The sequence below is a fragment of the Tistrella mobilis genome, from assembly GCF_041468085.1.
GTDB lineage: Bacteria > Pseudomonadota > Alphaproteobacteria > Tistrellales > Tistrellaceae > Tistrella > Tistrella mobilis_A.
Window position 1 is genome coordinate 3,038,949 of the sequence record NZ_CP121017.1, and the last position, 25,956, is coordinate 3,064,904.

Annotated in this window: 30 protein-coding genes, 1 tRNA gene and 2 rRNA genes; 10 read left to right on the forward strand and 23 right to left on the reverse strand. The window is 64.8% G+C overall.

Annotated elements, in window-relative coordinates:
* Nucleotides 1-19 precede the first annotated feature (19 nt).
* From P7L68_RS19555 to P7L68_RS19645, 19 genes are all read right to left on the reverse strand, one after another.
* Nucleotides 20-1,051: a major capsid protein gene (locus P7L68_RS19555; protein WP_372000903.1), complete on the reverse strand. Its 1,032-nt coding sequence runs from the start codon at nt 1,049-1,051 to the stop codon at nt 20-22.
* A gap of 67 nt (nt 1,052-1,118) precedes the next feature.
* Entirely contained in the window at nt 1,119-1,781 is a 663-nt protein-coding gene (locus P7L68_RS19560) for a head decoration protein (protein ID WP_372000904.1), read from the reverse strand.
* A 6-nt stretch (nt 1,782-1,787) separates the two neighbouring features.
* Nucleotides 1,788-2,321 (reverse strand): hypothetical protein, encoded by a 534-nt coding sequence (locus P7L68_RS19565; protein WP_372000905.1) that lies wholly within the window; start codon nt 2,319-2,321, stop codon nt 1,788-1,790.
* Between the two features lie 52 nt (nt 2,322-2,373).
* Nucleotides 2,374-3,207, reverse strand: coding sequence for a S49 family peptidase (locus tag P7L68_RS19570; protein WP_372000906.1), 834 nt, complete (start codon nt 3,205-3,207; stop codon nt 2,374-2,376).
* Between the two features lie 120 nt (nt 3,208-3,327).
* Nucleotides 3,328-3,615 (reverse strand): helix-turn-helix domain-containing protein, encoded by a 288-nt coding sequence (locus P7L68_RS19575; RefSeq protein ID WP_372000908.1) that lies wholly within the window; start codon nt 3,613-3,615, stop codon nt 3,328-3,330.
* Complete coding sequence (locus P7L68_RS19580) at nt 3,612-3,935, reverse strand: type II toxin-antitoxin system RelE/ParE family toxin (RefSeq protein ID WP_372000910.1); 324 nt, start codon at nt 3,933-3,935, stop codon at nt 3,612-3,614. Before P7L68_RS19580 ends, P7L68_RS19575 begins: the two co-directional genes overlap by 4 nt.
* Nucleotides 3,936-4,257: 322 nt before the next feature.
* A complete protein-coding gene (locus P7L68_RS19585) occupies nt 4,258-5,829 on the reverse strand; it encodes a phage portal protein (protein ID WP_372000912.1) in 1,572 nt (523 codons plus the stop codon).
* Between the two features lie 17 nt (nt 5,830-5,846).
* Nucleotides 5,847-6,065 (reverse strand): gpW family head-tail joining protein, encoded by a 219-nt coding sequence (gene gpW / locus P7L68_RS19590; RefSeq protein ID WP_372000914.1) that lies wholly within the window; start codon nt 6,063-6,065, stop codon nt 5,847-5,849.
* Between the two features lie 15 nt (nt 6,066-6,080).
* Nucleotides 6,081-8,237, reverse strand: a complete 2,157-nt coding sequence (locus P7L68_RS19595) for a phage terminase large subunit family protein (protein ID WP_372000915.1) — start codon at nt 8,235-8,237, stop codon at nt 6,081-6,083.
* Entirely contained in the window at nt 8,173-8,757 is a 585-nt protein-coding gene (locus tag P7L68_RS19600) for a hypothetical protein (RefSeq protein ID WP_372000917.1), read from the reverse strand. The genes P7L68_RS19595 and P7L68_RS19600 overlap by 65 nt, the downstream gene beginning before the upstream one ends.
* Nucleotides 8,758-8,933: 176 nt before the next feature.
* A complete protein-coding gene (locus P7L68_RS19605; RefSeq protein ID WP_372000919.1) occupies nt 8,934-9,689 on the reverse strand; it encodes a hypothetical protein in 756 nt (251 codons plus the stop codon).
* A gap of 102 nt (nt 9,690-9,791) precedes the next feature.
* Entirely contained in the window at nt 9,792-9,971 is a 180-nt protein-coding gene (locus tag P7L68_RS19610) for a hypothetical protein (protein WP_372000920.1), read from the reverse strand.
* Between the two features lie 613 nt (nt 9,972-10,584).
* A complete protein-coding gene (locus tag P7L68_RS19615; protein ID WP_372000922.1) occupies nt 10,585-11,196 on the reverse strand; it encodes a hypothetical protein in 612 nt (203 codons plus the stop codon).
* A gap of 351 nt (nt 11,197-11,547) precedes the next feature.
* On the reverse strand, nt 11,548-13,374 hold the full coding sequence (locus P7L68_RS19620) for a hypothetical protein (RefSeq protein ID WP_372000924.1): 1,827 nt from the start codon (nt 13,372-13,374) through the stop codon (nt 11,548-11,550).
* Nucleotides 13,367-13,648: a hypothetical protein gene (locus P7L68_RS19625; protein ID WP_372000926.1), complete on the reverse strand. Its 282-nt coding sequence runs from the start codon at nt 13,646-13,648 to the stop codon at nt 13,367-13,369. The genes P7L68_RS19620 and P7L68_RS19625 overlap by 8 nt, the downstream gene beginning before the upstream one ends.
* Nucleotides 13,645-14,799: a CHC2 zinc finger domain-containing protein gene (locus P7L68_RS19630; RefSeq protein WP_372000927.1), complete on the reverse strand. Its 1,155-nt coding sequence runs from the start codon at nt 14,797-14,799 to the stop codon at nt 13,645-13,647. The genes P7L68_RS19625 and P7L68_RS19630 overlap by 4 nt, the downstream gene beginning before the upstream one ends.
* Nucleotides 14,786-14,998 (reverse strand): hypothetical protein, encoded by a 213-nt coding sequence (locus P7L68_RS19635; RefSeq protein ID WP_372000929.1) that lies wholly within the window; start codon nt 14,996-14,998, stop codon nt 14,786-14,788. The genes P7L68_RS19630 and P7L68_RS19635 overlap by 14 nt, the downstream gene beginning before the upstream one ends.
* Nucleotides 14,995-15,474 (reverse strand): phage regulatory CII family protein, encoded by a 480-nt coding sequence (locus P7L68_RS19640; RefSeq protein WP_372000931.1) that lies wholly within the window; start codon nt 15,472-15,474, stop codon nt 14,995-14,997. The genes P7L68_RS19635 and P7L68_RS19640 overlap by 4 nt, the downstream gene beginning before the upstream one ends.
* A 48-nt stretch (nt 15,475-15,522) precedes the next feature.
* Nucleotides 15,523-15,756 (reverse strand): hypothetical protein, encoded by a 234-nt coding sequence (locus P7L68_RS19645; protein WP_372000932.1) that lies wholly within the window; start codon nt 15,754-15,756, stop codon nt 15,523-15,525.
* A 117-nt stretch (nt 15,757-15,873) separates the two neighbouring features.
* On the opposite strand from P7L68_RS19645, the gene P7L68_RS19650 reads away from it, so the two are divergent.
* Nucleotides 15,874-16,590, forward strand: a complete 717-nt coding sequence (locus tag P7L68_RS19650) for a LexA family protein (RefSeq protein WP_372000934.1) — start codon at nt 15,874-15,876, stop codon at nt 16,588-16,590.
* On the opposite strand, the gene P7L68_RS19655 is transcribed toward P7L68_RS19650, so the two are convergent.
* On the reverse strand, nt 16,591-17,019 hold the full coding sequence (locus P7L68_RS19655) for a hypothetical protein (RefSeq protein WP_372000936.1): 429 nt from the start codon (nt 17,017-17,019) through the stop codon (nt 16,591-16,593).
* 161 nt (nt 17,020-17,180) lie between these two features.
* On the opposite strand from P7L68_RS19655, the gene P7L68_RS19660 reads away from it, so the two are divergent.
* The 9 genes from P7L68_RS19660 to P7L68_RS19700 all read left to right on the forward strand — a co-directional run bounded on the left by P7L68_RS19660 (nt 17,181) and on the right by P7L68_RS19700 (nt 22,818).
* Nucleotides 17,181-17,447 (forward strand): hypothetical protein, encoded by a 267-nt coding sequence (locus tag P7L68_RS19660; protein WP_372000938.1) that lies wholly within the window; start codon nt 17,181-17,183, stop codon nt 17,445-17,447.
* Nucleotides 17,444-17,641, forward strand: coding sequence for a hypothetical protein (locus P7L68_RS19665; protein WP_372000940.1), 198 nt, complete (start codon nt 17,444-17,446; stop codon nt 17,639-17,641). The genes P7L68_RS19660 and P7L68_RS19665 overlap by 4 nt, the downstream gene beginning before the upstream one ends.
* A 13-nt stretch (nt 17,642-17,654) precedes the next feature.
* On the forward strand, nt 17,655-18,242 hold the full coding sequence (locus P7L68_RS19670; protein WP_372000942.1) for a hypothetical protein: 588 nt from the start codon (nt 17,655-17,657) through the stop codon (nt 18,240-18,242).
* A complete protein-coding gene (locus P7L68_RS19675) occupies nt 18,239-18,457 on the forward strand; it encodes a hypothetical protein (protein WP_372000944.1) in 219 nt (72 codons plus the stop codon). The genes P7L68_RS19670 and P7L68_RS19675 overlap by 4 nt, the downstream gene beginning before the upstream one ends.
* Nucleotides 18,454-18,690, forward strand: a complete 237-nt coding sequence (locus tag P7L68_RS19680) for a hypothetical protein (protein ID WP_372000946.1) — start codon at nt 18,454-18,456, stop codon at nt 18,688-18,690. Before P7L68_RS19675 ends, P7L68_RS19680 begins: the two co-directional genes overlap by 4 nt.
* A gap of 20 nt (nt 18,691-18,710) precedes the next feature.
* Nucleotides 18,711-18,968 (forward strand): hypothetical protein, encoded by a 258-nt coding sequence (locus P7L68_RS19685; protein ID WP_372000948.1) that lies wholly within the window; start codon nt 18,711-18,713, stop codon nt 18,966-18,968.
* Nucleotides 18,965-19,357, forward strand: a complete 393-nt coding sequence (locus tag P7L68_RS19690; protein WP_372000950.1) for a hypothetical protein — start codon at nt 18,965-18,967, stop codon at nt 19,355-19,357. The genes P7L68_RS19685 and P7L68_RS19690 overlap by 4 nt, the downstream gene beginning before the upstream one ends.
* Nucleotides 19,354-21,042 carry a DNA cytosine methyltransferase gene (locus tag P7L68_RS19695; protein ID WP_372000952.1) on the forward strand — a complete coding sequence of 563 codons (1,689 nt, stop codon included), beginning with the start codon at nt 19,354-19,356 and terminating at the stop codon, nt 21,040-21,042. The genes P7L68_RS19690 and P7L68_RS19695 overlap by 4 nt, the downstream gene beginning before the upstream one ends.
* Before the next feature lie 165 nt (nt 21,043-21,207).
* Nucleotides 21,208-22,818, forward strand: coding sequence for a recombinase family protein (locus P7L68_RS19700; RefSeq protein ID WP_372006891.1), 1,611 nt, complete (start codon nt 21,208-21,210; stop codon nt 22,816-22,818).
* Here P7L68_RS19700 and P7L68_RS19705 read toward each other — a convergent pair.
* The 3 genes from P7L68_RS19705 to P7L68_RS19715 all read right to left on the reverse strand — a co-directional run bounded on the left by P7L68_RS19705 (nt 22,775) and on the right by P7L68_RS19715 (nt 25,922).
* A tRNA-Met gene (locus P7L68_RS19705) sits at nt 22,775-22,851 on the reverse strand. The two genes, P7L68_RS19700 and P7L68_RS19705, sit on opposite strands and share 44 nt — an antisense overlap.
* An 84-nt stretch (nt 22,852-22,935) precedes the next feature.
* Nucleotides 22,936-23,050, reverse strand: a 5S ribosomal RNA gene (rrf, locus tag P7L68_RS19710).
* Between the two features lie 127 nt (nt 23,051-23,177).
* A 23S ribosomal RNA gene (locus P7L68_RS19715) occupies nt 23,178-25,922 on the reverse strand.
* Nucleotides 25,923-25,956: the final 34 nt, after the last annotated feature.

Sequence of the window (25,956 nt, forward strand, 5' to 3'; positions counted from 1 at the left end):
CCTTGCCGCCGCTTCCGCGCTACGCGCGCACCGTCACCAGCAGATCAGGCCGCGCGCAGATCGGCAGAACATTGCTCTGCGACTTCAGCTCGACGCCCTGGCCATGCTTCAGGACCTCGGGCGAAACGAAGACCTCGACGCCCAGCGTGTTGGCCAGCCCGACATGATCCGGCGGGCCGTCATAGATCCGGAAGGTCTTGGTGGTGCCGAGCGGGAAGGCGTGGCCCTCGCCCGCCGCCACGAAGCGGCCCGAACTGCCGTCGCGCAGACCGGCGCGGGCGCGGCAGACCTCGAACGTCACTTCGCCGAAGGGAAAGCTCTGCACCAGACGGCCACCTTCGGTCCGGCTGGCGGCCAGCAGCTGTTGTGCGGCGATGCTGTTCAGATAGAACTTCTCCACCGTGGGATGCGCGGTCAGCTTGGCGAAGAACTCGCCCGAAACCAGGCAATGCACCCCGGCCATGGTCTCCCCGCGGAGATTGCCGTCGATATGAGCCACCAGCTCGGCGCACTTCTCCAGCACGTTGGTGGCCGGGTTGGAGAGATCGAAGTCGATCACCTTGGGCGTGATGCCGAAGACCTGGAACCAGTCGTAGAGCACTTTGTTCGCGCCATCGATCAGCTTGCCCTTGATGGCCCCCATCGACAGAAAATCGCGGGTAAGTGCGTGATGCTGGCGGATGTCGAGCAGCGTGTCGGCCGTCGCCGTCTCAATGCTGGCGAGCTGCTGGCGGCCGCTGCCGAACACATAGCGGTCCTGCAGGTCAGAGGGCCGGATCACCGCCTCATGCGGGAAGTGCGGCACCTTGAGGACGACGGTGTGGCCGCTCTTTTCGCCCTGGACACTGCCGGGGGCGCCGCGTTCGGTCGCCTGCAGCACATAGATCTCGCCATTGCGGAAGCCGATTTCCACGTAGGTGGAGGCGATCGGCTTCGGCTCGAACAGCCCGAGCCCCGCGAGCCGCCCCCAGCGGTCGGGGATGAAATTGATTTCGTCGGTCAGCTGGACGGCAGTATAGGGAAAGACGATCGGCTGGGTGGTCGGGTCCATCATCAGGCTCCGGAGAACTGGTTTCAATCCACACACCCGCAAAGGTGCGGATCGGATCGGCGGCCGGTCAGCGCGGCGCCAGGCCGCGCGCGGCGAGCCCGGCCAGGGCCGCGGCGGCGACCGCCGGGCCACCCGGAGGGATGATCAGCCCGGCACGCACCAGCACGGCATCGCGGGTCACCGCCTGCCCCTCCGTATCCTGACCAGGCGCGGTGACCACGCGGGTGATCAGCACCCCGCCGACCCGGCCGGTGCCATCGAGAGCGTCGGCCTGCCAGGGCACGGCCTTGCCGTCACCTTCGGGCACCGTCACGATCCAGCCGTCGCCCTTCGCGAAGGCCGTGCCGCCGGCAATGATGGTGAAGGCCAGATGCTCGCCCACATAGGCGCCGAGCCCGGCATCGCGCAGACGAAGACCTTCGGGCGAGATGACAGCGAAGCTTGCCGAGGCCCCGCCCGAGAGGCAGACCACCTCATAGCTCCCCGTCATCACCCGCGTGCTCAGGGCGGCGGCATCGAGCGTGCCGTTGCCCTGATTGCCCGGCTTGGCCGCAACCGTCGGCGCGCCGAACAGCCGGAAGCCGAGAATGGTGCCGACGCGCAGCTCTTGCGCGGCATCGGGATCGGCCGCCACCGTCACCACCCGGCGCGACAGACCGTGAGGCAGTTCATGGACCAGCACGGCACTGGTGGAGGACGGCCCACCGATCACCTGGTAAGGCATGCTCATCGACTGTCACTCCCCCTGATGGCCCGGGCCGAACCGGCCGAGGCGGGCATTGATGGCAGACCGCAGGCCGCCCGATGCCGCCGGCACATCGCCCCCGTCAGGCGCGATCGACGGATTGCCGATGCGGGCCATCAGGGCGGCGAAATCACCCGACGACGCCTCCGCCTGTGCGGCGGGCGAGGCCTGCAGCGTCTGGATTGCCGCATCGGCCGGCAGGCTGGTACGGGTGGCGAGATGGATGGCGAGCGCAGTCCGGCCTTCGGCCGCGGCATTGCCCAGGATCGCCCCGATCCGGCTACGCTCCGCCGCCGCCCCCTCCGCCCGCAGCCGCTCGGCATCGATGCCGGAGGCGGCCGAGACTGCGGCCACCTCCGGCACCGCAGGCACAACCTGCGCCGCGCTCGCGGACTGTGGCATCACGGGGGCCGCGGGCTGCACGACCGCAGCGGGATCGTCGCCCAGCACCGGTTCTGCCGGACGGCCGACATGCGTCGTCGCCGGCGCACCTCCGAAGAGGTGCCCGAAGGTCAGGTTCACCATGGATGTCCTCTGGATCTGGTCTTTGGTCCGGAACGTGTCTCGTGCCACAGGATCAGCGGCGACCAAGTTCGGTCAGGAAGGCCGCCATTGCCTGTGCAGGCGAGGCGACCACATCGGCAAGCTTCGCCGCCACCGCCTCGGCGCCGGTCAGGCAGCGGGCTTCGGTCCTGGCTGCCGCGGCGGCGGTGAGGCCCGCGCCCCGGCGGAGGCGCCCCACGGTCGCGCAGAACAGCTGATGGACGCCCTCCAGCTCGGCGCGGATCGCGTCGCGCACCTCTGCCGGCAAGGGCTCGTAGGGGTTGCAGTCCACCTTGTGCGCGCCGGTATGGATCAGGGTAACGGCGATCCCGGCTTCGGTCAGCGCCGCCGACAGGTCGACATGCATCATCATGGTCCCGATCGAACCGGCGCCGCCGGTCCGCGGGATGGTGATCCGGTCGGCGACTGCCGCGATCGCATAGGCCGCCGAATAGGCCTCTTCGCTCAGGATCGCCCAGACCGGCTTGCCGGCCGCCCGCTTGGCCCGTTCGATATCATCGACCAGGTCGAACAGCCCCGCCACCATGCCGCCGGCACTGTCGATATCGAACACCACACCACGCACCTCGGGGTCAGCCAGGGCCCCAAGCACCTGCACGCGCAGCCCGTCATAGCCGGTATAGCCACCCCAGCCCGACACGCATCCCAGCTTGTCGACCAGCACACCCGACACCCGGATCACCGCCACCCCGGCCATCACCGGATAGACCTTCCCGCCCGCCAGCTGCGCCACCGCCCCACCGGGCGACGCGGCCTTCATCTGCACCAGCATCCGCCCCAGCCGATGCGGCGCCACCATGAGCGGCAACCCAACCAGCCGCGCAGCCGGACCGGCGGTGTCTTCCAAGCATGTCATGTTCGCGCCCCCTCAAACGACGAGAGGCGGCCCGAAGGCCGCCTCTCTGGCAACTGAAGACATTGCAGTTTCAATCTGCGCCCCAATAGGGCGGCAAGACATGACCTGCCGTCAGCGCGCGCATTCACGCATCGGCACAACTGCCAGACGGGAGCCGATCGCCGCAGCATACCGGGTGACCATATCCAGGCTGGGCATGCGCCGCGCCGTCTCCAGGCGCGCGATAACCGACTGTTGCGTACCCATTTTCTCTGCAACCTGCGCTTGCGTCATTCCGGCGGCATGGCGGGCCTCGATCAAGGCCGTGACGATTTCATAGACAGGTGCAAGCCGATCGTATTCAGCCTGAGTTTCCGGATCCTGGAGAAGCCGCTCTTTCATCTCCGCGAGACTGATCATGGCTTGATCTCCTTCGCACGTTGCTCGGCAAGCTGGAGCGTGGCCTTCGGGGTCTTCTGCGTCTTCTTTACGAAAACCAGAACCACTACCACTCGACGACCGCTTGCCGTCACGTAGATGGCACGGGCAATACCATCACGTCCTGTAAGGCGCATCTCCCACAGCTTGTCCCGGAGATGCTTCACATGAGGTTCATGGATGCGTTCCAGACCAACGGCCTGGATCATCTCTGCCAGTCGCAGGAAGTGTGCCTTCAGATCGGGGGCCAGCGCTTCAAGCTCCGCCGCAACCCGCTCATCCAGGATTTCGACCTGCCACATTCAACAACCCTCGCTGAAAACGATATAGCCAATTGGCTATCAGGATGCAACCCCGCCGCTGCGGCCACGAGTGAAAATCGACGTGTCTACTGGATATGCTGCCATGCCCTCTTCCTACGGAAGAGGGCATGGCAGCATATCCTGTGCCTCAACCTGAACGATCTTCACCATAGTACCATATACCCGTGCAAAGGCGGGCCAGAGACCCTTCCGAAGAGAAAGGTAATGGCCAACATCACCCGGAGCCGGCAGATCATGGTGGCACAGACATGTAGCGGGGAGCAGGCCGCAAATACCATAGGCCTGCCCCTCTACGACCACCCTACTCACTCTTCATCGCCTGACGCCAACCCCACACCGGCTCCGGCAACCCCGCCGCCGCCCATTCCCGTCGTTCGCGGGCGCGTTGGGCGATGATTTCCTGATAGTCGCGGCCCTGTTCTGCCGCCTCGTCCTCCAGCGTGCTAAGGCCGTTCTCCATCCGGATGCGGGCGGCTTCCGCCTCCTTGACCGGATCGACCCAGCCGCGGCCCGGGCCGATCCAGCGGCTGGCGGTATAGGCCGGCAACGCGGCGTGGAAGGCAGGCGCCCCTTTGGGCAGGCGGAGGCGGCCGGACATGACGGCTTCCTCCAGCACCGCCACGAACACCAGGGTCGGCACGGCCTGACTGAAGGTCTCGCGGCGGACGGTCAGGCCGCGCCAGATCTCCAGCAAGGCGGCCCGCGCCGAGCTGTAGTTCACCTGACTCCAGTCCTGCGACACCTGTTCATAAGACTGCCCCGTGGCCGCGGCGATGTTCCGAAGCCCGGCCGCTTCGAAAGCCGCGAACGCGACGTTCGGGCGGGTGGCGGCCGTGAAGTTGAAACGCTCGCCCGGGAACAGGGTCGGGATGCGCACGCCGCCCAGCATCAGGCGCCGTTCGTCGTGGAAGGCCTTCCGCAGATCCTGATAGCCCTGGACCACACCGGCGCCGTTGGCGTAGCGCTGATCGGACAGCGCATCCTGCAACAGGCTGTGATCGAAGGGGCTTTCGATGAAGGCCGCGAAGATTGCGTTCAACACCGCCGCCTGCAGCTCAAGCCGATGGTGTTGGTGGCGCATCTTCAGCGCCTCAACGATCGGCGCCAGACGCGACATGCCCCGCGTCTGGCCGGCCCGGTCGCAGTCGTAATGATGCAGGGTCACCGGCCGCCCCCACGGGGTTTCGCGGGGGGACCGGGTCCAGCTCATTCGCTGGGCATCCGGCCGGCCGTCTCCGGGGTGAGCGTTCCGGATATGGTAGGCGATCGGCGCGCCCAGATCGTCCATCTCCACCCCGCGCGACAGGGTGGGACTATCAGGGCGACCAACCGGGTTGCTCAGCCGGTCGGGATCGAGCACCCGGACCGCCGTTGCCCAATCACCGCCCCGCTCCGGCAGCCAGTAGAGCGTCGCCAGCCCGTCGCCATCGACGACATAATGCCGGTAGATCTGCCCCATCAGTGCCGGGAAGGTCAGCCGCCGGCCGACATCGCAATAGCGCCGCGGATCGAGCGCCCAGCCGCGGAAAAGCGCTTCCGCTTCCGCGGACCATTCCGCCGCCGCCTCAGGGGAGATGCCGAGCGCCCGCCAGTCTGGCTTGTGCGAGAGCCGGAACTGCGCGCCGATCGCCATGTCGATCTCGCGCCGGACCAGCCCCGAGGCCCAGCCATTGTTCCGAACCAGATCGCGGATGCGCCCGACCGCAACATCCCGCGCCCCGGCCACTTCGTCATCGGGCGTGGTCAAGCCCGGCAACCAGGTGCCGAGATCCTGCGACATCGGCTCACCGGCGGTGTAGGCAGCCGCGAGGGCGCGGGCGCGGGTCGCCTTCGACAACGGCCGCCCGTCCGGCCCCCACAGCTCCGCCACCATCTGCCTCCCCTCCCTGATCAGAAGTCCACGCCGATCGCCCGCCGGCCGCCGCCCTGGCCGGCCTTGACCCTGAGTTCGGCAATCCATGCCCGCAGGTCACCGGCGCGGGCGGCGGTGTAGGTCACGCTCTTGCCGTCATGGGCGACGGTCACGACCCTCTGCCCGATCATCAGCGCATGCAGCGCCGCCTCCGCCTCGGCGAGCATCCGCCGGGCCGTCTCGATGTCTTCGGTCATCCTGGTCCTCGTGGGTCAGGCGATGCGGGCCACCACCCGCCGGGCACCGTCGGCGACCGGCGGCGGAACCACATCTTTTGCGGGTGCATCGCTCACTTTTGGTTGTGGTGTCGTCAGTGCTGGTGCCGGGCGTTCGGTCCCCGGCCGCGGCGCCCAGAGATCGGCAAAATCCGGTTGCGCCGAGACGGGCGTTGCCGCCGCCCGTTCCGCTTCGATCCGCCGCCAGCCTTCATCGAGCAGCATGTCGAGCCCCAGATGATAGGCGAGCGCCCGGGCGCCGACGGTGATGTCCAGCGCCTCGTTCGGCCGCCCCTGGATCTTGGTCCAGACCCGTTCCACCCGGCCGCTCTTGTGGACGTGTTCGGTCAGATGCTCGGCGGTGAGCTGGGCGAACCAATGCTCGTCGCACCCGACCGGGAAGTGCAGCACGCCGGAGGGCCAGGCGCCCGCGTCGTCAGGGCCCGCGATCGTCAGCCGCAGCGCCGCATAGACCCAGGCCTTCAGCTGATAGGTACCCGTGGGCCAGATCTTGACCCCGTTGCGGATCTGCCGCCCGTCCCAGCGGATGTCGACCGCCCTGGGCGTGCCCATCATCGGCAGCAGATGACCGGGCCGGCCGTCGAGCGCGAAGACCCGCGGCCGCCCACGCGCGAACATGTAAGCGTGGTGCGAGAGATAGCCGGTGTCGATGCCGAAGGCCTCGATCGACCAACTGCAACCCCTGTGATCCTGATATTTCTTACCCACTACTTCAGCGAGTGCCTTCCAGACCGGAGCCGTCCCGGGATCGCTGTGCGGGTCGCCGATGATGACGCCCTTGTCGATCAACCAACCGGTCATGCCGCGGCCCCAGGCATAGACGCCGTATTCGATACGATCCTTCTGGATGTCTGCCATACCCGTGAGCACCAGGCCGCCGGGCGGGATCTGGCCCAGGGGATAGTTCTCCACCCGCTTGGCCAGCTCGACATAATCCGGTGCCTCGCCCTTCTCTTCGTAAGGCTCGCCCAGCACCTGTTGCGAGATGATCTTTTCCTTGTGCGGGTTGCCCTCCGCCTCGGCGATCTCCTTTGCGGTATCCGCCCACGACACCTGCGGGTTGTAGACCTGCCAGAGCGCGAAGCCCGGCTCGCGCCCGCCGCTGGACCGGGCCAGCCAACGGCCAAGCTCTTCCGGTTCAAACCAGTCCGGGGGCGCCTGATCGGTGGCGTCCTCGCGCGCCGGGAACGTCTTGACCCACTGGCCGGCGGCCAGCATTGCAGGCTTGTGATGTTCCTCGATCACGCAGCCATTGGCCGGGCAGACGAACCAGGCGGTGCGCAGCTCACCGATCAGGTCGGAACGAAGAGCCTCCGGCTTCAGGGTATGGAACACGCCGCATTGCGGGCACGGCACGTATCGGCGCCGCTGATCGCTCACCTGCCATTTCTGATCGATCCGGCAGCTGCCCTTGAAGCCCGGGGTCGAGTTCCAGAAGACCTTCTTCCGCGCATTCCATGCCTTCGCCCGGGCCTCGGCCATATCAGCAGGATCGCCGCGGCCGTCGACGTCGAAGGGGTATTCGCTCACCTCTTCGAGCAGGATCACCCGGGCCGAAATCATCTGCAGGCCCTTCGAGCTGTTGGCGCCGGTGACGACGCAATAGCCACCGCGGAACTTCTTGAACGCCGTGGTCGAGCCGTCTTCGTCGCGGCTCTTCTTCTCCTTCACCACCCGTTTCAGCCGTGGCGTGGCCTCGATCATCGGATCGAGCTTGCCTTTCACATACTTCTTCGCCTCGTCGAGCGACGGCAGCACCACCAGGATCGGCGCCGGCTCATGGTCCATGATTGCACCGATCAGGTTCAGCCCGCCTTCGCTCCCGCCCACCTGCGCAGACTTCCGGAAGGTCACCGACCGGCAGGGATGGGACAGGCTCAGGCAATCCATGATCTCGACCAGATGCGGCATGCGGTCGTTGCGCCACTCGCCGGGGAAGGGCGAACCGCTTTCCGCCGCCACGATCCGCGGCGCCTTTTCCGCCCAGGCCGAGACGGTCAGCCGCGCGCGCGGCCGGAGCGCGGCTGCCAGCGCCCGCGCCACCACCACCCACGCATCGGGCAGCCCGTCAATCGGGCTCGTCTGTTCGGGGACCGCCTCCCGCCAGGTCTCTGATGGAGCGATCGAGTTCATTCGCGAAGCGTTCCATGATGCTGCGATCGGCCGCGTCCAGCCGTGCCGCGATGTCGTTCGGGTCCGTCAGGGTGGCCAGCTGCGGGGCCACCTCCGACACCCGCAACGCCAGGGCCTGCACCAGGCGCTGCGCCGCATCCTGCAACGCCGTCTCCACCGCCCCGCGGTCGACCACCCGGCCAAGCCGTTCCGCCAGATCCAGGCGCGCGCGTTCGGCTCGCGTCCGCTCATGCTGGGCGCGGGCCTCCGCATAAGAGCCGGGCATCGGCCCGGAGGCTGCCGGCGCCACGGCCCGTGGCCGCGGCCCGGCCGCCGCACCCTCATCACCCCCAAGCCCCCCCGGCCCCCGTGCCGGATCGGCCGTCAGGTTCAGCAGGTCGTCGGCTTCCTCCGGGTCGATCAGGCCGTCATGCAGAGGCAGCCGGCCGGCCTTCACCAGCTTGTTGACATACTGTTTCGACCGGCCGACCCGCAGCGCATAGGCCGCCTGCGTGATCAGCCGCGATCCGGCATCGGTCATGGTCGGTGGTCCACCGGTTGACGGGGGACCGGTCAACCCTGCGGTCTACCGGTCAACCCTGTTTTCGGAGCCCTGCACTGGCGAAGTCCCGCGGCGCGCGGCACCCGCACGGGGACACGCCCGGGAAGGACCCGGAGGGGGTGCCGACGGGGGTGCCGCGGCCCGTTTTCTAAGGGTCATCGGGCGGTGGCGAGGGCGGCCGCGAAGGCCTGTTCGAAGTTGTCGGCGAAGCGGACGAAGGCGACGCGGCGGACCGTGTCGCCCATGCCGAGCCGCGGCTCGACCTCAACCGCCGGCGCCATCACGTACATCAGCCGGATGGGCTGGCGCTTCTTGCCGGCATAGCGGCCCTTGGTCATCTTCTGTTTCGCGCCATAGCGCTGCCAGATTGCATACGCGACCTCGCCTCGCGCAGCCGTGCGCGACGCCGAGCGCGAGAACATCCGGCCGCCATGAGCCGAGCGACCGGCCAGGGATCGTTTGCCACCGGCCTGCCTTTCGTTGCGCGCAGTGGCATAGGCCCCCTGCGTCGACAGCGGCGCCGCGAAGAAGCTCGGCTTGTCCAGCAACGCCCCCGGCCATCGCGAGGGGCGCGTGGTCTGGCCCGGGTTGCGCCGCACCTCTACCGGCTTGGCGACGCTCTTCCCGTTCCGGCCTTCCTTGGTGCCGCCGGTTTCCTGGCGGGCCATGAACTCGTCGCGGGAATAGACCACGGCTTCGAGCCGGTCCCGCCGCGCCGGCTGGATCCGGATCCCACGCGCCACCCACCCGGTGCGGATGGTGAAGCGCCCGGGCAGTTCCGCGACGACTTCGCCCTGTGCTTCCTGCGCGGTCCGGGTCAGAGCCACCGCCGCCGCGAACACTGCCTGTTTCCTCGACTGCCGAAGCGCCCGATCGAGCGCGACCCGGTCGAGTGAGACGTCGATGTCCATGCCGCCCCTCCTCCAACCACAACATCTTGTGGCTGGCCACACCCCCGAAACGAAATCGGGGAGGCCGAAGCCTCCCCGATCCCTACTCTGCCTATATCTGGGTCACGGCGCCTCCGGAATATCGGCGAAGCGTTTCCCAGTCTTAATCTCGGAAATCCGCCCCGGATTCACGTCATAGTCAGCCGCGATCCGGTTCAGGAACTCTCCATTGAGAATGCGCCGCTTGATAAGCGGAACATCGGAGGAGGAGATTTTCCGAGAAGGCCAGCGATACATCCGCATGTACGGATCCTCTTCAAGGCAAAAGCACCTTGAACAGGCAGAGTCCCCCTGTTACTCTAGCTAAGCATGAAGGAGCTTTGAGGGACTTACCTCCCTATTCGAGCGCTTTGACCAGTTGCGAAAATGGCTCCCTCTGAAAGGCCCGGTGTTCGAGCACCGGGCCTTTCTTATTAAGAAGCCACCATCATGATAGCCCAGACTGCAGGGCGAGTCGAGCCCTGGACTGCACGATTCCCAAATCAAAACGGGCGGGGACAGAGTCATACTTGTATGACATCGGTATCCAGCTCTTCGCCCTAATTTCTAGGGCATGTACGCCCGGCTCCTATACTGGGCAATCACCCTCTCGCCTACTCTATATGGTCAGATATCTGCGTGCCTCAATCCGTGCAGAATTTGAAGACGCTCATCATCCACGTCGTAGAACGCCCTAGCCGCGTGAGATCGCATATGCGCCCGACACATAGAGGGTAAGGACATCAGCAGCATGGCTCATACGAGCAAGCCGGAAATGACCTGACAAAACAAAGGGGTGCGGCCATTTTTCTGGCCGCACCCCTTTGTCTGGACGTGCAAAACTTAGGTATTTTGTAAAGGATTTTTCGTGGGAGAGTCAAGCGCCTTTCTGCATCTGACCCAGATCATCCCGCCTCCGCGCCCAGGGGCTGGCTGGCGCAGTGGGGCCGCGGATCTCGAAAAGCTGCAGACACCCCGGCCATTGGGTGAGCAGAGCGACCAGACGAACAAGGCCTTCATGCCAGAGGGCCCAGGTCTCCCGTGCGGCCCGGTACTCCTCTGCCGTCGGGCGAGGCTCAACCGGGCACAGCACCGGGTTGCGGTTTCGATCGTAGATCACGACCGGTTTACGCCCCCCCGATGCCAGCTCCCGCCATTGCGGCTCCATGCGGAGGCGGCCGGCCGTCCAGTCGGGACGCTCACCTGCCCTGGCAGATAGGATGATCAAGGCCCCCATCCTTGACGGCAGCATGGAGACCGCCTCGTGCACGGTCTCGGCATCGCTATGCAGGGACTGCGGCACCCGGTCTCCGCTGGCGCTTCGAATTGACACACCCGTCTGCCCAAGCCCATCGAGAACCGATGCTTCAGCCCATCCGGCCGGTCCTTTCGGAAGAGCTGCCTCTTCCGCCCGAATGACCCGATCAGCCCGCTGGGTCTGATAGGTCCAGATCAGAAGATCTTCAATGTCGATGCGACGCTTGATCATCAGCTAGGCCCCGTAACCCGGTGTAACCGCCGCCGTAACCACGCTAACCATCTGTTTTCCTTATATATAAATATCTAAGGTTACAGAGGTTACAGAGGTTACGGTACGAATTGCGCGTGCGCGCACGCGCGCGTACAGGTGTGCATGATGTTGTCGGTGTAACCTGCGTAACCGCTGTAACCCCCTACACAACCCGTTGATGGGGAAGGATCTTCAGGGTTACAGCCAAGGTTACGGTCAGATACGGCCGTAACCGGCAGGCGGGGGACCGGGGGCAACGAGCGGCCGGTCGACATGCTCCGGCCCCGATCCTTGCCCATGCGGGCATATCATTCAAGCCGGAGGCATTGCTCACCCCTCGTCCTGCAATCGCAAGGCCGGTATCGGCAACAGCGTGCACCGCGACAGGCGTCCTCCAAACTTCAGGGCCTTGGGGGATACCCTTGCCCCTTCGACGTTTCTGAGAGCCTGCATCCAGACCCCCGAGCCTTCCGGCCGCTGCCCCCAATGGGTCCCCGCATAGATGCCTGCCAAACCCTGATGCGCATTAGCGACGGCAAGCCATGTCTCGCCATCTTCACGATGAATGGCGAGGCCGATCCTTCGCAGGGTCTTCGCAGCGTCACCACCGCGTTGGATATCAAGCGCCTCAACGACCATCTCCCCCACCGTCGATCGCTGGCCGCTCCGCCAGAGGATGTCCGGATGCGAGGTGAGCAGCCGATCGAGGCAGCGTTCATGGTCGGGCGCCTCGTCCGAGATCAGCGCCAGATCCCCCGGATCGAGCGCACGCACGGCATCGGCGACCACCTCTTCAGTCGGCAGATCATCACCGCAGAGCGCCGCCGCCGCGCCGAGCAACGTGCCGTACTGGTCGGCGCCCCGGATCTTGTGCCCCGAGGCGACCAGAGCCTTGCGGTACAGCTCAATCCCGGCCTGCACCATCGGCAACCGGTCGATCAGACGGCGGTGGATGCCGGGGCCGAGATCGGCGAAGCGGGCGATTTCCTGGTTCATGTCGATCAGGCGGACGTTCGGCCGGTTCTCCAGCGGTTCAAGGTTGATCAGCGCCAGACGCTGCAGATTGGTGGCAGACAGCGACGGTCTGAGGGTGGAAGAGAACAGCAGCGCGGTGTTCATCTGCACGCTCGATGTCTCGTGCCGCGCGGAGGATCGACCGGAGCCGCCGCCACCCCGGGTCGAGGCGATCCGCACCAGCTTCATGATCGCCTGTTCCTGTCCGGGATCCGCTTGCGGCTCGTGCTCGTCGATCGATACCGGCCGCGCCGCGCCGGCCAGCCGATCGCGGATGTAGGCCGGTGTGGGATCGGCTTCATGCAACAGCCAGCCGCGCAGGATCGCGTGTATCAGCTTCAGCAGCGCAGACTTGCCGCTGCCGGGCCGCCCGGTCACCCAGATCGACGACCGCCAGTCCAGCACGCCGATCAGATAGGCAACGCAGATCCAGCCGAGCACAAGGTCCGGTTCAATCTCGGGCCGGCTCCAGTTCCATGTCCCCAGGAAAGCCCGAAGGATCTCGATTTCATCCCGGCCCGCCGGCCTGTCCGCAGGGTGCGGCAGCGACGCACGCCCGGAATAGACCCGGCGGCCGGCCAGCCCGGGCGGTTGCCACCGGCCGTCCACGAGGACCGCATCGCCGCAATGCACCACCAGCTGCCCGGTATCCGGATCTGACCAGGTCCCGACACCGCATTCCAGCTCGGCCGGATCGATGATGCCCCGGCGGGCGCAGGACGACATCAGCCATTCGGCCGCCGCATAGGCGTTCCAGCCGTCGGGATTGCCGCGGCGCCGTCGCGGCTTCGCCTCCACCGATGCGTCGGCAGCGACTTCCTGCCCTCCTTCCGCCCCCGGCTCCGCTGCCGGCGCTTCAGCCGGCGCCTTTGCATCCGCCTTGGCATCCCGCGAGGGCCAGCGCTTGCGCAGCCAGTCGATCCGCGGCGCGAACAGGCCGGCAATGTTCAGGCGGTTGTGTTTGCCCGCTTCAAGGCTCAGCACCTCGTTCATCGGGGTGAGATAGAGATAGCGGCCCTGGCTGGTCCCAAGGCACAGCACCGGGCACGGCCCCGCCTCGCGTTCATTCGCCTGATCCTCAGACCCCCCGGCCGGCGGCGGGCCGGCCGCGTCGAGGCTGTCGAGGACATCCTGTTCACTCACGCACCACACTCCCCGCGGGCCCGGAGGCACCAGCCGATGTCGGGTCAGCAGCAGAGCCGGGACCGGGGCCATACAGCCGCTCACCGATCTGGCGGATCACTTCCCGCTCAGCCCAGTCCAGGCGCTTATCGGCGCCGGAGATCACCAGGATGCCGTCTTCGCGCCAGCCGCGGCGCTTCACGGTTTCAACGTCAGGCCGCGCGGATTGAATGCGACCAAGGGCGCAGCGCGGCGCCACCGGGCGTTCGCCCGGTTGTTTGCGAACTCGGCTCACGTGGCGTCCTCCAGAGTGGGGAGCGAGGTGGAAGGCGGAGCGGATGCCCTGGCCGGCTCGTCCCGCTCTGCCAGAAGGTCGTTGAAGTCCATGCCGCGCGGCGGCCATGCAACCAGCACCTCGCGCCCCTCCGCCTTGAAGCGCGCAGCCGCCCGGGCGATCAGGGCTTCGTAGACCAGCGGGTCGGGGGAATCGTTGTCGGCCAGGATCAGCACCCTGCGGCAGATCTCGGGCAACCGGATGCCCGGCCCGTCCATGTCCGGGATGGTCGAGGGCAGGCACAGATTCGGCCAGTCGGCGGGCGGCGACGGATGCGGCCGCCCCTGCCCCTTGCCGCGGCCATAGATGTTGACGAACGCGCCGGCCGCCCACACTGCCAGATCGGGCCGCGCGCTCAGCACCGACAACCCCGTCTCGATCCCCTCGGAGATGGCGATGGTTTCAGCCGCCGGGGTCAGGCGGATGGCACCACCCCTCATCAACCCCAGCATCTTTTTCGCCGGGTCGAGCCCGCGCGCCTTATAGCCGCCGGCATCGAGATAGGTTCTGTGAACGCCGACCACCCGGCCGCGATCATCCTGGATCGCCGCAACCATGGCCTCCCAGGTGCCCTGCGTTCTGCGGCGATCACGAAAGGCCAGCCGCGGGCAATAACGCAGGGTCGGGGGCAGGGCACAGACGATCCCACGGCGCCGCAGGTAGCGCTCGGCAGTGGTGCCGCTGATCGGCTGCGATGCGAACCAGATGTCCCGGGCGCGATCCACCCGCTCCGCAAGGGCCGCAGCTTCATCGACCGGGGACTCCGGCGGCGGCGGCGGGGCCGGCCTGGCCCGCCGTGGCCGGCCGGCCGGCGCCGGGCTGATCCCCGCATCGATCTCCAGCTCTGCCAGCGCCTCGCGAAGCGGGATCCGCTCAACCCGCGAGACGAATTCGATCACGTCGCCATGGGCGTTGCAGCCGAAGCAGTAGAAGCGCCGCCTGCCATCCGAGACGGTGAAGCTTGGGGTGCGTTCGTTGTGGAAGGGGCAGAGACCGACCTTGTGGTGTCCGCGATTGGTCAGGACCACATGCCGGGAGACCACGTCGGAAAGGGCAATCCGCTCTCGGACCTCTGCGGCACGGCGGGCAAAACTCACCTCAGCCGCCGACATGGCGCCGGCCCTCGCTACCAAGGGCCGGATAAGCGATAGCTGCCCCTGCGCTGTTCGCCTCGCTCACCAGTCGGCGAACATCAACCGGGCGACCGTCGATGCAGAGTCGGCCGCCAACCTCTTCCATAACCGTCCGTCCGGACTTCTGGAGATGAACCATGGCTTCGCGGACGGGGCCGCGCAGGCTGTACCAACTCATGCCCCACCCTCCCCGGCCGCGATCATCACCCGCAGGTCGCGCGCCATCGCCGTGGCCGCCTCGATCACCTGTTCGGCTTCGACCAGCAGCCGCCGCAGATCCTGGCGGCACAACACGCCGTCCGCAGATGCGGTGATCAGTGCCCGCGACACGTCCCCGGTCTCGGCAACCAGGGCATGCAACCGATCCGAGGGCTGAAGGATCGGCCGCCTGTCGCCGCCCAATCGCCGCAGCACCAGATCACGTTCATGTTCCAGCGTCGGCAGCAGGCGAGGTTCTTCACCACCCGCCATCAGCACCGCATCAAGCTGCGCCGCCGCCCGCGCCGGCAGAACCCGCCGGTCATCAGGATCGGACACATGCAGCAGGTGATCCCGGCTCAGGCCCGTGGCGTCGCGGATCTGGCGGGGCGACAGATGATCGAGCGCCGCCATCAGGGCGGCTTCGATCGTTTCGGCATGCCGCAACTTGGTCATGACACCCTCATCGATTGTCTCGGGCGGACGATGCGCGGCGCTGTAAGCTCAAGCGATCGCCACATCGGCAATGCCCGCCAAGTCGTTGATGCCGACTTTGACGCCGTCTTTCGCAGCGTTCCGGATGATCCGCTCCCAATGGGCTTGCGGAACGAAGCCCCCTGTACCGCCCCGTTGGCGCGCGTGGCTCCATCGGTAGACCGTGACGACGCTGACGCCCGCCCATCCAGCCAGGCTTTTGGCGCCAAAGCGGTCGATCAACCGCTTCGCAGTGTTGGACATGACGTGCTCCCGCAGATGCACAACTGCCCAAAACTTACGAATATCGTCATGATAGGGTCAAGCGCATTTATGATCTGCGTAAATGAACAGCCCCATCCCATGCGTACAATGTGCAGCATGAGGAAGCCCGAACTGCCACGCGCATGGCTGGCGCGCCTTCTGGACGCCGCCGGCATCACAAAGAAGCAACTCGCTGACGCGCTGGGGCTGCCGCCTCCCCGTGTGAGCGATATGCTGGCCGGGCGACGCCGCATTCAGGCGAAAGAAATCCCGATCATGGCGAAATTGCTCGGCCTTGAGCCGGCCGAGCTTCTTCGCATGGACACGACAAGCGATACGTCTCAGGTATTGACCGTTGAACCACCAACCGCATTCGCGCGCATTCCGGTTGTCGGGAGCGTCGAAGCGGGGTATTGGTCCACGGTCATGTCCCTACCTGAACACGAATGGTCGTGGATCGCCGTCCCGATGCTGGATGACAGGATCAGCCCCACACAGCTCTTCGCGCTCACTGTGCGAGGCCAGTCGATGGACCTGATCTACCCAGAGGGAACCTTGCTGGTCTGCATGCCGATCCATCACGTACCGCGCCCGCTGGAAGACCGCGATCACGTTATCGTTCGACATCAGCGCAATGGGGAGTGGGAGACCACGGTGAAAGAATACCGGGTAGACGAGGATGGCAGCAAATGGCTGGTTCCGCATAGCAGCAAGCCAAGCTATCAAGCGATCAAGCTGCCCGACAACGACAATTGCGACAATGGAACAGACAATGACGGCATTGCCGTCATTGCCCTTGTGTATGCTGATTTCCGTAGACGTGCCGCCATATAGTCATTCTATGATGCCAGCATCAACAACAATACAGTCTGAATTCCGAATTATTCCGTATGCATTTGATGCGTTCACCCCGCCGAAACCATTTTTGGCCCTAAATCTTGTATAAATATTGTGCATTCCCTCGGTGTTAACCGGGGTTATTTTTGTTTCTACATGTTCAAAACTATCAGGATCTCTTAAGCGGCTTTTGATGGCATCATTGAAAAGATATGAGCTACCATCGAACGTACTTAAGCAATGAAATCCCTTCTCTCGCTTTTCACTATCCGGCATTCCATCCCCTTCCCCGAATAGAATAGACCAAACGACAAATATGCCGATGGCGCCAAGTATGAATTTTAGCGTCTTCATAATTTGACCTGCCTCCACTTCCAGTTCAGATAACTTATGAAATCTTTTCATGCGCCACAATATGAACGCCATGGTAGATTTTCCATGGAAATGAGTTCCTATCAAGCCCTATTTGATACTCGAACCGCACCCGTTCCCCTGCATTCGCCTTGCTTACGAAAAACGTACAATCCCGCTTGAAAAAGAAATTACCATAATCGTAATATACGCCATCCACACCGCTGGAGGCGATCATGCCCACCAACCAGCCACTCACGCGCGCCCAGGCGACACTTGCCTATTGGGCATCATCCCGCGCCCTGAAGCGCCAGGGCCCGCCCCTTCTTCGTCAGACATCCTTCCGCGCGCTCATCACGATGGCGCGCCACCACCCCCGCACGCGACTGGCCCGCGCGGCCCGGTTCACGCTGCGGCAGCACTATTGGGGGCTGACGGTATCGCGGCCGGTCCCCGCCGAGGTGATCCCGTTCCCGCGGTCGTTGCAGGGCAGCGGATCATGACCGGCCGCCTCTCCGGATACCGCGTCACCATCGAACGCGCCGTGATCACCCGGCAGGCGGGCACCGTCTATGTGCATGCCCGCAACGAAACCGACGCACAGCGCCAGGCGCTGCAGCCGGGCACCGACATCGACTGGCAGCCCGTCGGGCATGACATCCGCGATGTGGCGGTGTCGGACGTGAAGCCCGCCTGAAAGGCCCCGCCCCATGATCAATCGGATCACTGCCGCGTTTGACGCGCGGATGGCGGAGCTTTGCCGCCATGTCGCCGATCGCCTGCCAGCCATGCTGATCCGGCGGGCCGATGGCCGCCCCTATCTGGTGCGCCATCTGGTCTGCCGCCTGCCCGGCGGCCGGCGGATCTACCTGCACCACTTCCTCGCCTCCGACGATGCCGATGTGGTCCACGACCACCCGTGCCGCTTCGTCTCGCTGCTTCTCTCGGGCGCATATACTGAAGAGCGCCTGCTGCATCTGCGCGACATCAACCAGCCCATCATCCGCCCCCACAGCTTCGGGCGGCTGATGGTGAACCACATCCCGCGGCATCGCTGGCATCGGGTGGTGCTGCGCACGCCATCGGTCTGGTCGCTGGTCTGGCGGGGCCGGACCCGAAAGCAGTGGACCTTGAGGCGCATCCTGTGGCGCGCGGCCGCTGAAGGTCGCTGGCCCTACCAGGACCGGCCGATGTCACCCGGCAGCGACACTGACTGGCGGCAGTGCCCGACCGGGCGCCAGATCCGCCGGCAGATCGAAGCCGAATGCCGGCACGGCCGGCCGGCCCGTGACACATGACGGCGGCCGCCCTGGATCTCGCCTTCCTGCTGGCCCACTGCCAGTGCGAGGGCGGCACCTTCATCACCCCCCGGGCCTGCTATCAGGATCGGTTGTGGCGAAACCTCGCTGCCGAAGGCCTCGCCGTCATGAAAGAGGAACGGGGCATCCGTCGCGACTGGCAGCTCACCGACCGCGGCCGCCGCCTCCGCCGCCAGATCGAGACCCGGCCATGACCGCGGAGAGCTGGACGGTCGCCTTCAGCCCCGGCTTCACGATCCTGATCCACCGCGACGAGGTGGACCGCCACAGCCTGCGGATCGAAGCGACCTTCCCCGCCGGCAGCGCCTTCGAAGCCGAGATCATCGCGGCGGTGATCACCCAGGACATCGAAAAACCGCTCCGCGACGCCCTGCACGCGATCAACGTGAGCTGGCGCCGCTATGCCTGCCGAAGGAGTGCCGAATAGATGATGGGGAACCCCAAGCCATGACCGCCATCCGCACCCCGCTCTTCAGCGCATCAGGCCTCCGCATCCTGATCGAGCGCCGCTTCGACGCGGACGGCCACGTCACCCGCCATCGGACAGTCCTGGAACTCCGCATTTCCACCCGTGATGCCGCCCATGCCCGCTACCTCGCGGCAGGGCTGGCGGAAGATCTGCCGCCGGTGCTGCGGGAGATGGGGCGGAGGGGGCGTGTGGAGGCGGCAAGTCGATCCCGATCCCGGGCGGGAGGCGCGCCGTGAGCACGAAGCTTTACCCGCTTTCCGACCACGCACTTGAGATCCTGCGGCACACGATAGGCCACGACGAGCACGGCCCTCGTGAAGGGATCAGGCGGAACTATTTCGCCGCGTGCCGGGGAGGTGACCGGGACAGATCTCACCTCGTTGCATTGTGTCTCCGTGGATTGCTGCGACGGGGGCGCTGCATCCCCAAAGACATGGGCGACCTGGTCTACTACCACGTCACCAAGGCCGGACGGGAGTATGTGGAGGCGCACCGCATCCCGCGTCCACCGCTGACGCGCAGCCAGCAGCGCTATCGGGCTTATCTGGCTGCCGACACCGGTGAGACGTTTATCGAGTGGCTGCGTCGCTACCCCGAGCGACGTTATTGGGGAGAGCGCCTATGACATTGGCTGCGGCACCGATGATGGGGCTGACGCCTGCGCAAATCCCCTTCGACTTCCGATCGACGGCGAACCGCAAGCTCGTCATCGATATCTTCGCTGGCGCGGGTGGAACCTCCATGGGGATACGGTGGGCGTTGGGCAGAGACCCGGACGTTGCCGCCAACCACGACCCGACCGCATGCGGTGTGCACCACCGCAACCATCCGTCGACCATCCACCTCAGGGCTGATGTCCGCGAACTCGATCCGATCAAGATCACGCGCGGCCGCCCGGTGGGACTGCTATGGGCAAGCCCGGATTGTCGTCATTTCTCGCGCGCGAAGGGCAGCAAGCCCACATCTCCGCGCGTGCGATCCCTGGCATGGGTGGTTCTCAGATGGGCGGCGGCAGCGGCACCTGACGTCATCATGCTGGAGAACGTCGCTGAAATCGCAGATTGGTGCCCGCTGGTCGCGAAGCGGGATAAGTCATCCGCCCGCGTCATCCGGGCAGACGGCACGATCGCCGCAGCGGGAGTACGAACCCCGATCTCTGAACAGCAGCTTGTGCCTTGCAGTCGAAGGAAAGGCCGCACATGGCGGCGGTTCATCCACAGCCTGCGAAGCTTGGGGTATGCGGTCGAATGGCGGCACCTGCGGGCATGCGACTATGGCGCACCAACCATCCGCACCAGACTATTCCTGGTGGCGCGACGGGACGGATATCCGATCCGATGGCCCGAGCCGAGCCACGGAGATCCGACCAGCGAATTCGTTCGCGCCGGCCGGATGAAGCCGTGGCCGGTGGCCGCCGATATTGTCGACTGGTCGCTTCCGACCCCGAGCCTCTTCCTGTCTCCCGAAGAGGCGCGCCGCCAGGGGTGTCGCCGCCCCCTGAAGCCAGCCACCCTGGCCCGGATTGCCGCCGGGCTGCGGCGCTACGTACTCGAAGCGGATGATCCGTACATCATCCCCGCTGCCAGCGCCCGCAAGCGAAAGAGCAGGAAAGCCATGGCGCCGCTGGTCATGCCGATCACCCACACCGGCCAGCGCCGCAGCCGCAGAGTTGATGAACCCATGCCGACGGACACCACTGCCAACCGCGGGGAACAGGCACTCATTGCAGCATGGATCGCCCAGCACAATACGAACACCGTTGGGGCCTCGATCGCTAATCCGCTGGGCGTCACCACCACAAGGGGCACCCAGCAATATCTGGCTGCTGCCTACCTGTCGCACCAGCACGGCAGTGGCGGCGGAGATGGCCGCCTCGACCGGCCGACGAAAGCCGTCACCGCTGGCGGCCAGCACCACGCGCTCGTTCGCGTGGACACGTCCGGCCGGGTCGATCGCTCCCATCAGGTCGGCGCATTTCTCGCCACATACTATGGCACCGCCACGGGTCAGGATATGCGGGAGCCCGTACAGACCGTGACCACGAAACCCCGGCAGGCCCTCGTCACCGTGCGCGGCATGCCGGTGATCGATATCGGCATGCGGATGCTCACCGTCGCGGAACGCGCCGCCGCTCAAGGCTTCCCCCCGGACTATGTCCTGGATCGCCAGGCAGACGGCACACCGGTCAGCAAGACCGACCAAGGCCGGTTGATCGGCAATTCGGTCTGCCCACAGGTCGCCTGCGCCTTGGTCCGCGCGAACCTGGCCCATCTTGCCATCAAACAATCCACCATCTCGGCCGCGGAGTGAGGGCCATGACCCGTGAGATCCCGCCCGCTCAGCTCCCTGACTGGCCCCGGTTGCCGGACCTGCGGGTAGGGACAAAACGTGCCGGAGATGGTAACAAGGAGGCGTTGGTAGCCCTCGTTCGGTCGCTGGCCATCCAGCAGGCCCGACGGGACCACGAAGAGCAACATGCAGAAGCGAGCCGCCATCTACGCCAGGTTTTCTTCGGATCGGCAGAATGAAAGGTCCTGCCGAGACCAGATCGATTTGTGTTCCGCATGGGCCGAACGCCACGACTTCCGCATCGTCGACACCTTCCAGGACCAGGCCATTTCCGGCGCCAGCACAGTCAACAGGTTCGGCTTTGCCGGCCTCATGCGGGCGGCGCGCGAGCATCGGTTCGATGCCGTCATCTGCGAGGCGCTCGACCGCCTGTCCCGTGACCAAGCCGACCTGGGGCAGTTTCGCAAGGAACTGACCTTCCTCGGCGTCGGCATCTACACCGTGCAGGACGGCGAGGTCGGCGCGATCCATGTCGGCGTCAAGGGACTGATGGGCGAACTTTATCTGGCGGACCTTGCCCAGAAGACCCGCCGCGGCCTGCGGGCGGTGGTCACGGACGGCCGCCATGCCGGCGGGCGGTCCTATGGCTATGACGCGGTCAGCGGCAAGGCGGGAGAACTGGTCATCAACGAGCGCGAGGCCGAGATCGTCCGGCGCATCTTCACCGAGTATAACGCAGGCCGCACGCCCAGGCAGATCGCCGCTGATCTGAACCGCAGCGGCATCGCCGGGCCTCGGGGCGGTAAGTGGAACGCCTCTACCATAAACGGCAGCCGTGACCGTCAGAATGGCATCCTGCAAAACCGGCTCTATGTCGGGCAGATCGTCTGGAACCGGCAGCGGTTCGTGAAGAACCCTGCAACCGGGAAACGGGTATCGCGCGCCAACCCGGAAAGCGAGTGGATGGTGGCCGAGGCTCCCCATCTCAGAATCCTGGACGACGCCACATTCACGGGGGCGACCGCCTTGAAGCGGGAAAAGGGTCGAGAGCATAGCAGCCGCGCGCGCAAGCCGCCGCACCTGCTGTCCGGCTTGGTGAAGTGCGGAGTCTGCGGGGCCAGCTACACGGTGATAGGCAACGACCGGCTGGGCTGCGCTGGCTTCCGCGAGCGCGGCGATTGCTCCAACAACCGGACGGTGACCAGGCTCCACATCGAGGAGCGGGTCCTGGTGGCTTTACAGACGCAACTGGCCGACCCCGACCTAATCGGCGAGTACGTCCGGGCTTACCACGCCGAGCGCAAGCGCTTACTCCAGGCGGCGAGGTCCGGCCTTGATGCCAAGCGGAAACGGATCGGGGAGCTATCAGCCGGTATTGAGCGGATCGTCGACCACGTTGTCGCCGGCACCGCCACGGCTGGCCTGATGGACAGGCTGGCTGCGATGGAGGAGGAGAAGGCGTCCTTGGCGTCCGAACTGGCGGCGCTAGACACGGACGCCAACGCCCCCATCGATCTGCATCCTGGCGTGGCCGAAAAGTACCGCCGAACCGCGGCCGACCTGCACGGCCACCTGCGCGCGTTGGAGCACGATCCCAACAGGGAAACCCTGTTCGCCGACATCCGCCGTCTGATCGAGAAGGTGGTGGTGATCCCCACGGGCAAAAGAAAACCCGTGGACTTGGAGGTCCACGGGCTGCTTGCGTCGTTGCTGTCGGTTAAGACGAACACCGGCCCCGAATTTAGGGGAATGGTGGTTGCGGGGGCAGGATTTGAACCTGCGACCTTCAGGTTATGAGCCTGACGAGCTACCGGGCTGCTCCACCCCGCGTCAGGGCGTAGGCGGTGAACAGTGTGTGTGAGATGAGATCGCGCTTTGGGTGAGCGTGTATATGTCCGTCCATGCGGTTGCAAGACCTGGCAGCGACCTACTCTCCCGCGTCTTAAGACGAAGTACCATCGGCGCAGGACGGTTTCACGGCCGAGTTCGGGATGGGATCGGGTGGTTCACGTCCGCCATAGCCACCAGGTCATGAAACCGCACGGAGGGACAATCCGGAAGCGATGCTTCCGGACGCTCTGAGCGCGAGATCGTCTGATTTGATTTATGTGTGCAAGCTTCGTGGGCCGCGGGCCCGGTTCTGGGCGCGGCGGGGATCTTTCGAGCCGATCGAGCGATTAGTACCGGTCAGCTCAGCGCATTGCTGCGCTTACACACCCGGCCTATCGACGTGGTGGTCTTCCACGGCTCTCAAGGGAGACCTGGTTTCGAGGGAGGTTTCCCGCTTAGATGCTTTCAGCGGTTATCCCTTCCGGACATAGCTACCCAGCGATGCGGCTGGCGCCACAACTGGTGCACCAGAGGTCCGTCCATCCCGGTCCTCTCGTACTGAGGACAGATCCTCTCAAGTCTCCTACACCCACGGCAGATAGGGACCGAACTGTCTCACGACGTTCTAAACCCAGCTCACGTACCACTTTAATCGGCGAACAGCCGAACCCTTGGGACCTGCTCCAGCCCCAGGATGTGATGAGCCGACATCGAGGTGCCAAACAACCCCGTCGATATGGACTCTTGGGGGTTATCAGCCTGTTATCCCCGGCGTACCTTTTATCCGTTGAGCGATGGCCCTTCCACTCGGGACCACCGGATCACTATGGCCGACTTTCGTCTCTGCTCGACTTGTCAGTCTCGCAGTCAGGCGGGCTTATGCCATTGCACTCGACAGCCGATTTCCGACCGGCCTGAGCCCACCATCGCGCGCCTCCGTTACTCTTTGGGAGGCGACCGCCCCAGTCAAACTACCCGCCATGCAGGGTCCCGGCTCCGGATCACGGAGCGCGGTTAGACACCAAGAACCAAAAGGGTGGTATTTCAAGGTTGCCTCCACTCCGGCTGGCGCCGAAGCTTCACAGGCTCCCACCTATCCTACACATTCAGTCCCTAGTGCCACTGCAAAGCTGTAGTAAAGGTGCACGGGGTCTTTCCGTCTGACCGCGGGAACTCCGCATCTTCACGGAGAATTCAATTTCGCTGAGTCGATACTGGAGACAGTGGGGAAGTCGTTACGCCATTCGTGCGGGTCGGAACTTACCCGACAAGGAATTTCGCTACCTTAGGACCGTTATAGTTACGGCCGCCGTTTACCGGGGCTTCGATTCAGAGCGTGAACCCCTCCTCTTAACCTTCCGGCACCGGGCAGGCGTCAGACCCTATACGTCGCCTTGCGGCTTCGCAGAGCCCTGTGTTTTTAGTAAACAGTCGCCACCCCCTGGTCTGTGCCCCCCGCCCCTGGTTGCCCAGGAACGGGGCCCCCTTCTCCCGAAGTTACGGGGGTAATTTGCCGAGTTCCTTCAGTATCGTTCTCTCAAGCGCCTTGGTATACTCTACCAGCCCACCTGTGTCGGTTTCGGGTACGGTCTGTACGTGGGAGTTATTTCCTGGAACAACTTCGCTGCCGGGAACAATCCAGTAAGCCCCGACAACTTACATCATCCGTCACTTCCCACAGGTGCAGGAATATTAACCTGCTTCCCATCGACTACGGCTTTCGCCCTCGTCTTAGGGGCCGACTCACCCTGCGCGGATTAGCCTTGCGCAGGAACCCTTGGGCTTTCGGCGACAGAGTTTCTCACTCTGTTTGTCGCTACTCATGTCAGCATTCTCACTTCCGATACCTCCAGGCGCCCTCGCGGGTCGCCCTTCACAGGCCTACGGAACGCTCCGCTACCACGTGCCATAAGGCACATCCACAGCTTCGGTGTACGGCTTTAGCCCCGTTACATCTTCGGCGCGGGACAGCTTATCTAGACCAGTGAGCTGTTACGCTTTCTTTAAAGGATGGCTGCTTCTAAGCCAACCTCCTGGTTGTCATGGCCGTCCTACATCCTTTCCCACTTAGCCGCAACTTGGGGACCTTAGCTGGTGGTCTGGGCTGTTTCCCTCTCGACTACGGACCTTAGCACCCGCAGTCTGTCTGCCACGCTGTACTCCCTGGTATTCGGAGTTTGGTTAGGTTTGGTAAGCCGGTGAGGCCCCCTAGCCCATCCAGTGCTCTACCCCCAGGGGTAATCACGTGACGCACTACCTAAATAGTTTTCGCGGAGAACCAGCTATATCCGAGTTTGATTGGCCTTTCACCCCTAGCCACAGGTCATCCCCGTCTTTTTCAACAGACGTGGGTTCGGTCCTCCAGTGCGTGTTACCGCACCTTCAACCTGCCCATGGCTAGATCACCCGGTTTCGGGTCTACTTCATCCAACTCAAGCGCCCTGTTCAGACTCGCTTTCGCTGCGCCTACACCTACCGGCTTAAGCTTGCTGGATAAAGTAACTCGCTGACCCATTATGCAAAAGGTACGCCGTCAGGCTTGCGCCCTCCGACTGCTTGTAGGCATCCGGTTTCAGGAACTGTTTCACTCCCCTCGTCGGGGTGCTTTTCACCTTTCCCTCACGGTACTGGTTCACTATCGGTCGTCAGGGAGTACTTAGGCTTGGAGGGTGGTCCCCCCATCTTCGAACAGGATTTCACGTGTCCCGCTCTACTCAAGGATCCAGTGCGCAACTCTCCATACGGGGCTATCACCCGCTCTGGCCGGCCTTTCCATGCCGTTCTGATCGTCGCACAAAGGACCACTGGCCTGATCCGCTTTCGCTCGCCACTACTTACGGAGTCTCCGTTGATGTCCTTTCCTCCGGCTACTTAGATGTTTCAGTTCACCGGGTTCGCCTCTCCTGGCTATGTATTCACCAGAAGATACCGCCGAAGCGGTGGGTTGCCCCATTCGGAAATCCATGGATCAAAGCTTACTCGCAGCTCCCCACGGCTTATCGCAGCGTGTCACGTCCTTCATCGCCTCCTGACGCCAAGGCATCCACCAGATGCCCTTCTCTTGCTCGAGAGATCCGCCGCCACGTCCAGAACCGGACCCGCGAT